At 52.2% G+C, this 6,439-nt stretch carries 4 protein-coding genes; 1 reads left to right on the top strand and 3 read right to left on the bottom strand.

The genetic code is table 11. From position 1 onward, the window contains the following. The first annotated feature begins 611 nt into the window (after positions 1–611). On the top strand, positions 612–1,910 hold the full coding sequence (locus tag RYZ59_RS02870) for an MFS transporter (protein ID WP_318044693.1): 1,299 nt from the start codon (positions 612–614) through the stop codon (positions 1,908–1,910). Here the strand turns inward: RYZ59_RS02870 and RYZ59_RS02865 are convergent. From RYZ59_RS02865 to RYZ59_RS02850, 3 genes are all read right to left on the bottom strand, one after another. Next, positions 1,907–2,242 carry a YfiM family lipoprotein gene (locus RYZ59_RS02865; RefSeq protein ID WP_411961633.1) on the bottom strand — a complete coding sequence of 112 codons (336 nt, stop codon included), beginning with the start codon at positions 2,240–2,242 and terminating at the stop codon, positions 1,907–1,909. The two genes, RYZ59_RS02870 and RYZ59_RS02865, sit on opposite strands and share 4 nt — an antisense overlap. Positions 2,243–2,274: 32 nt before the next feature. Beyond that, positions 2,275–3,630: a CDP-diacylglycerol--serine O-phosphatidyltransferase gene (gene pssA, locus RYZ59_RS02860; protein WP_318044711.1), complete on the bottom strand. Its 1,356-nt coding sequence runs from the start codon at positions 3,628–3,630 to the stop codon at positions 2,275–2,277. 114 nt (positions 3,631–3,744) lie between these two features. Then, complete coding sequence (locus tag RYZ59_RS02850; protein ID WP_318044692.1) at positions 3,745–6,405, bottom strand: GNAT family N-acetyltransferase; 2,661 nt, start codon at positions 6,403–6,405, stop codon at positions 3,745–3,747. Positions 6,406–6,439: the final 34 nt, after the last annotated feature.

Here is a 6,439-nt window from a genome sequence, read left to right as displayed (position 1 = left end):
CAGAAGTGAAACGCCGTAGCGCCGATGGTAGTGTGGGGTCTCCCCATGCGAGAGTAGGGAACTGCCAGGCATCAAATAAAAGCGAAAGGCTCAGTCGAAAGACTGGGCCTTTTGTTTTATCTGTTGTCTGTCGGTGAGCGCTCTCCTGAGGAGGACAAATCCGCCGGGAGCGGATTTGAACGTTGCGCAGCAACGGCCCGGAGGGTGGCGGGCAGGACGCCCGCCATAAACTGCCAGGCATTAATTAAAGTGAAGAAGCCCATCCTGACGGATGGGCTTTTTTGCGTCTGCGTGGGATGAAAACCACCGGATGCGGCGTCCCGCCTTATCCGGCCTACAACGGCACCACAAAGTAGGCCTGATAAGCGCAGCGCATCAGGCATTCCCGGCGGCACCTTGTTGGATGAGGTATTGGCCCGCAAATGCTCACACTATTTCTGACAGACAACCTGCCCCTCTTCCCTCGAACATTCTTAATCCTTTCCCTGCTAATTAAAATCGTGATCTATCTCTCACAATGAATTATAACAATTATATAACATTTAATTTACTAAAACAGACCCGAAACATCATTGATAGATTCATAAGATCCTGGCAGGGGTACAATTCTAATGGCTGATAGCAGTGTAACTGAGAATGGGGCGCTGGCAGATGGCGACACCCGTCGTCGTATATGGGCAATTGTTGGTGCATCCTCAGGGAATCTGGTCGAATGGTTTGATTTCTATATCTATTCATTCTGTTCTCTTTATTTTGCTCATATCTTTTTTCCCTCCGGAAATACCACCACGCAACTCTTACAAACCGCGGGCGTGTTTGCCGCAGGCTTCTTGATGCGACCAATTGGAGGCTGGCTGTTTGGCCGTATCGCAGATAAGCACGGGCGCAAAAAGTCTATGTTGCTGTCAGTTTGTATGATGTGTATGGGATCGTTGGTGATCGCTTGTCTTCCTGGATATGAAACTATCGGTACCTGGGCTCCTGCGCTATTACTGCTGGCCAGACTTTTCCAGGGGTTATCTGTCGGTGGTGAATACGGAACCAGCGCGACCTATATGAGTGAAGTAGCCGTTGAAGGTAAGAAAGGTTTTTATGCTTCATTCCAGTACGTGACATTAATCGGCGGGCAGTTACTGGCATTGCTGGTTGTGGTCATATTACAGCAAACCCTGGAAGACTCAGCGCTAAGAGCATGGGGTTGGCGTATTCCATTCGCACTGGGAGCGGTGTTAGCTATTGTGGCATTGTGGCTGCGTCGTCAACTGGATGAAACATCAAAACAGGATGTCCGTGCGTTGAAAGAAGCGGGTTCTCTGAAAGGTCTGTGGCGTAATCGCAAAGCCTTTGTCATGGTGCTTGGCTTTACCGCCGCGGGTTCGTTGTGTTTTTACACGTTCACAACCTATATGCAGAAGTACCTGGTTAACACAGCCGGTATGCATGCCAACGTAGCCAGCGGGATTATGACGGCGGCACTGTGTGTGTTCATGCTGGTACAACCGCTGTTCGGTGCGTTGTCAGATAAAATAGGCCGACGGACTTCAATGCTATGCTTTGGTGCGCTGGCGACGATTTTCACTGTGCCTATTCTGACAGCATTGCAAAGCGTAACGTCCCCGTATATGGCGTTTGCTCTGGTGATGTGCGCCTTGTTGATCGTCAGTTTCTATACCTCCATCAGCGGGATACTGAAGGCAGAGATGTTCCCGGCGCAGGTGCGTGCTCTGGGGGTTGGCTTATCTTATGCGGTGGCGAATGCTTTGTTTGGTGGCTCAGCCGAATACGTTGCGTTATCCCTGAAATCTGTCGGTATGGAAACGACATTCTTCTGGTACGTTACAGCTCTGGCAGTCGTCGCGTTTTTAGTATCGCTGATGCTGCATGGGAAGGGAAAAGGCTTACGTCTCTAATGGTGTGCCAGTTGCCAAACGGCATAGCCGGTTGATGCGCCCGCCACATCCCAGGCGAAGTCTTTCCAGCTCCAGCCGCTCCCAGCGGGGCGGCTGTCCCACAACTCTTTTGATGCACCAAGGCTGACTGAGAACATCAAACCGATAGCTGCGCTACGATCGCGACTGTTTCCCTGATGCTGTGCATACTCGTTCCCCGCTGCGGCAAGCATGGCCGAGGCGATAAAGTGTTGAGCTTTGTCTTGCCCACTCCAGCTGTCGTTAGCCATGTGGCTACAGCCGGAAAGAAGTAAAACACTGGCAAGAATACACAGGCGCACCGTTGCCTCCATAGGAAAAACCCCGTCACTGGACGGGGTCTTGATTACAGAATACGGCTGATTAATCTGTCGATTCGAATACGGCGTAATCGACGGATAAGCTTGCGCACTTTCACCGGATAATCAGCAATACTTTGCAGGTCGCGATAGTGTTTCACGACGGTGGTGTGCGTGCGGATAAGCTCCAGCTCTTTATCACGCTGGGGAGTCAGTTCCTGCTGGGGATCATGGATAAGAATGGCGTTTTCCAAATCCAGCCGCCAGGCGCGGGGGTTAAGATTATTGCCGGTAAGCAGCATCCATTTATCATCAACCCACATGCCTTTCAGATGATAGGTGTTGTCATCATCTTTCCATAAGCGCACGACCAGCTGGTCGGTATTCACGTAATACTGCAGTCTGCTCAGGAAACGGCGCAGATTTATTTCATACAGATAAGGCAGCGCACCGATGATCTTGAATGGCTCATCTTCCGGAATAAAAAAGTCGTTGGCGGTTTTATCACCGACAATGATTTCGACCTTTTTCCCTTCACGCAGCAGTTGAATGATATTGCGCACCAGGATGGCTGGCAGGTTGAAATAAGGCGTACAAATGGTGAGTTTGTGCTCCGCACAGGGCATGAGGTGGAAAATGGTCTTATTTAACAGACTGGATTTTCCGAGCCCAACCAGCGGCGTGACCGAAAGTTGTTCATTATCCGCATCTCCCTGGAAATGGAAGGATGCATCGCGCAGTTCCTGACGGTACAGGCGGATATCGTTTTTAATTTCCGGACTTTTAGGCCGATGGATATCATCGAGACGATTAACGCCGCGCCCATTCATCAGGTTCTGCGCAACCCAATCGTACATGATATCGGCCATCTTCGCGTTGCGAATCAGCTGATAGCGGTCATAGCGGTATTTATCATGTTGGTGTAAGTAAACATCGTTCAGACTGGCCCCGCTATACAGGACGCTATCATCAATGATAAAGCCTTTAAAATGCAGAACACCAAGCGCTTCGCGGGTGTTAATTGGCACGCCGTAGACAGGGATATCGATACCAGGGTTTTCTTGCGCCATGCGGCAATACCAGTCCGCGTTGGTATTGGATGCCGCAACACCAATGCGTCCGCGCTGGGCTCGATGCCAGTCGACAAGCACCCGGATATCCAGTTCAGGACGCTGCCGCTTTGCCGCATAGAGCGCGTCGAGTATGCCTTTACCGCCGTCATCCTGTTCCAGGTACAGTGCAATAATGCAGATCCGTCGCGTCGCGCTGGCTATTTTCTCCAGCAGAGCCTCCCTGAAATTTGCGGGAGCATAAAAGAAATCTACATCATCAACTGACTGAGAAATCTTAGGTAGTTGGGCAAGGTGTTGTTGATGTTTATTACGCTTAAATTTTGACAACATCACAGTGCATTTCTTCTCTGTTCATTGAAGGGTCCTCTGTGCTTTGCAGACGACATAAGCGGGCAATGATACCACCAGTACCCATGAATGTGGTCAACATTTCCAGTACCTTACTCACGATTCCTCATATTGGGCCAGATTCAGCGTTAGCCCAACAATTCCCTCTTCGAGCTGGACATCGACATCAAACCCGAGTTTTCGGGCCAGGGCGACCATCCCACGATTGTTTGGCATCGTAATACCATTCAAACGTCTAAGTCCGTGATCTCGGGTGTATGCAATCAATTTTTCCATCAATCGACGACCTAAACCCAGCCCTTTGAGGTCTGAACGAACCAGTACGGCAAATTCCGCATCGATATTATCCGGATCGGAGATAGCCCGCGTCACGCCGAGGATCTCTTCGTGGTTATCACGACAACGCACGGCCACAAAGGCCATTTCCCGATCGTAGTCGATCTGCGTCATGTTGGCTAAATCTTCATGGGTGAATTCGTTGATCTCACTGAAGTAGCGATAATAAAGATCTTCTTTGGTTACCTGAGAAATGAACTGCTGCAGATAGTGTTCATCTTCCGGCAGAATAGGGCGGAACAGACAGCGCTCGCCGTTCTTCATCTCGACCCACTCTTCAAGCTGATGGGGATAAGGGCGCACCGCCAGCCTGCTTTCGTTATCGCCCGTGAAAGGGGCAATATCCAGCGTGACGTCCAGTGCAGTAAATTCCCCAGCAGAGGCCAACAGAGGATGGATATCCAGGCGTTGAATTTCCGGACAGTCGACGATCAGGTTGGAGACCTGCACCAGAAGCTGGCTTAACCCGGCGATATCCAGTGGACGTAGTGCGCTGCGGGCGCGGATCTTTTTGTTTTTGATCCCCTGGATCACCAGATAACGCGCCAGGTTCATGTTGAGTGGCGGCAATGCGACAACAGCTTGCTCTTCCGGTCGCCACTCAACTCCGCCTTCACCCAACATAATCAGTGGGCCAAATACCGGGTCATGTTCGACGACGACGCGCAACTCCTGAGCACCGGCGCGATTCGCCATACTTTGTACTAACAAACCGTGGATACGTGCCTGGGGCCAGGCCATTTTTACCCGATCAAAAATCGCATTCGCAGCCTGCTGCACTTCTGTTGCCGTACGCAGGTACAACATAACCCCCTGAACTTCCGACTTATGTGGGATATCAGGAGAGCGAAGCTTCAGCGCTACCGGGTAACCGATTTGTTCTGCGATGTGTACGGCTTCCGCGCTGTCGCTGGCGATCCAGGTTGGTAGAGTGTGTAAACCATAGGCTTGCAAAATCGGCTGCACTTCATGGGTATCCAGCGATGTCGCTCCCTCAGCAATCGCCTGCTGTAACAAAGTATGCGCCTCGGCAGTGTTGGCGGTCAGGCTATCGGGTAGGGCTGGTGTTTCTCGCAGTTGCTTCTGGTTACGCCGATATTCAACCATATGCATGAAGGCCGTAATGGTGCCTTCCGGCGTACGATAGGTGGGTAATCCGGCTTCACTAAACAGCCTGCGGGCTTCCTGGGATGAAAACTCGCCGCACCAGTTGGTCAGCAAAGAGACGAACTTACCTCGCGGATGGTGTTTGACGGCTTCAATTAGCGCCTGTGCGCTCTCGGTTCCGGGGGCTGCCGCGCTGGGGGAGTGAATGACCATCAGCGCGTCGAAATCCTGACTGGCGAGTAAAATATCCAGTGTCTTAACGTAGTGTTCGCTGCTGGCATCGTCACGCAGATCCAGTGGGTTGGCGATATCCACGTGAGCAGGTAAGGCATCGCGTAATTTCTGGCAGGTTTCCTCACTCAGCGCGGCCAGCTTACCGTTTCGCGACCACAGCTCATCTAATGCCAGCGCCGCGGGAGCGGCCCCATTGCTGATGATCATCAGTCTGTCACCGCGTAACGGGCGCATGTGGCTCAGGGTTTCGACTGCCGAGAAAAGCTCATGAGTGTCCTGTACGCGCAATAAACCAGCGCGTTGGATCGCCGCATCCCAGGCCGGGTCCATTCCGGCACTGGTATGCAGTAAACGCTGTGCTGCGGGGCTACGGCCGCTTTTAATCACCAGAATAGGTTTGTTACGCGAGGCGCTACGCGCGGCGGAGACAAAACGCCGGGCATCGCTTAAATGTTCGAGATACAGCAATATCGCGCTGGTTTTGCTGTCGCGTGCGAGGTAATCCAGTAGCTCATCAACGTCGATATCCAGGCTGTCGCCCAGTGCGATAAAGTAAGAAAAGCCCATTTCTCTCTGCTGTGCCCAGTCGAGTATGGTATTGGATACGGCGGCGGATTGAGAGATAAAAGCCAGCTTGCCGCGCTTAATCGGGACGGGGGAAAAGCTGGCGTTAAGTCCCTGCCAGGGCGCGAGAAGCCCCAGGCTGTTGGGGCCCAGCAAACGTATGTTGTAGCGTGATGCGCAGGCCAGCAGTTCTGCGTGCTGCGCCGCGGGAGCTGAGAGAATAATGCAGGTTTTACAGCCTTTCTCGCCAAGCGCTTCGAGTAACGCCAGGTTACGGCTGGCATTGGTACACAACACGGCGAGATCCGGGCTAAAAGGCAGGCTGTTGATATTGGGCCACGCCAGTACGCCCAACACCGCTTTCCATGCGGGCGTCACCGGTAAAACAGGTCCATTGAAACCGCCGGCAAGCAGGTTACGCATCATCAGGTAACCCGCGCGATTAGGCTTCATTGATGCCCCAATCACCGCAATGGATTTCGGTCGCAGTAGTGCTTCCAGACCACGCTGACTCATATCGGCTTCCTTAATGACACCAGTGACCGAATGA

Source organism: Citrobacter sp. HN-141 (genome assembly GCF_033341895.1).
In the GTDB taxonomy this organism is placed as follows: domain Bacteria; phylum Pseudomonadota; class Gammaproteobacteria; order Enterobacterales; family Enterobacteriaceae; genus Citrobacter.
This window is presented reverse-complemented; position numbering and strand designations above follow the sequence as displayed.

Bases quoted from the DNA above. Each gene is read 5' to 3' on its own strand.
- RYZ59_RS02870 (WP_318044693.1), top strand. From the start codon at position 612: ATGGCTGATAGCAGTGTAACTGAGAATGGGGCGCTGGCAGATGGCGAC.
- RYZ59_RS02865 (WP_411961633.1), bottom strand. From the start codon at position 2,242: ATGGAGGCAACGGTGCGCCTGTGTATTCTTGCCAGTGTTTTACTTCTT.
- pssA (WP_318044711.1), bottom strand. From the start codon at position 3,630: ATGTTGTCAAAATTTAAGCGTAATAAACATCAACAACACCTTGCCCAA.
- RYZ59_RS02850 (WP_318044692.1), bottom strand. From the start codon at position 6,405: ATGAGTCAGCGTGGTCTGGAAGCACTACTGCGACCGAAATCCATTGCG.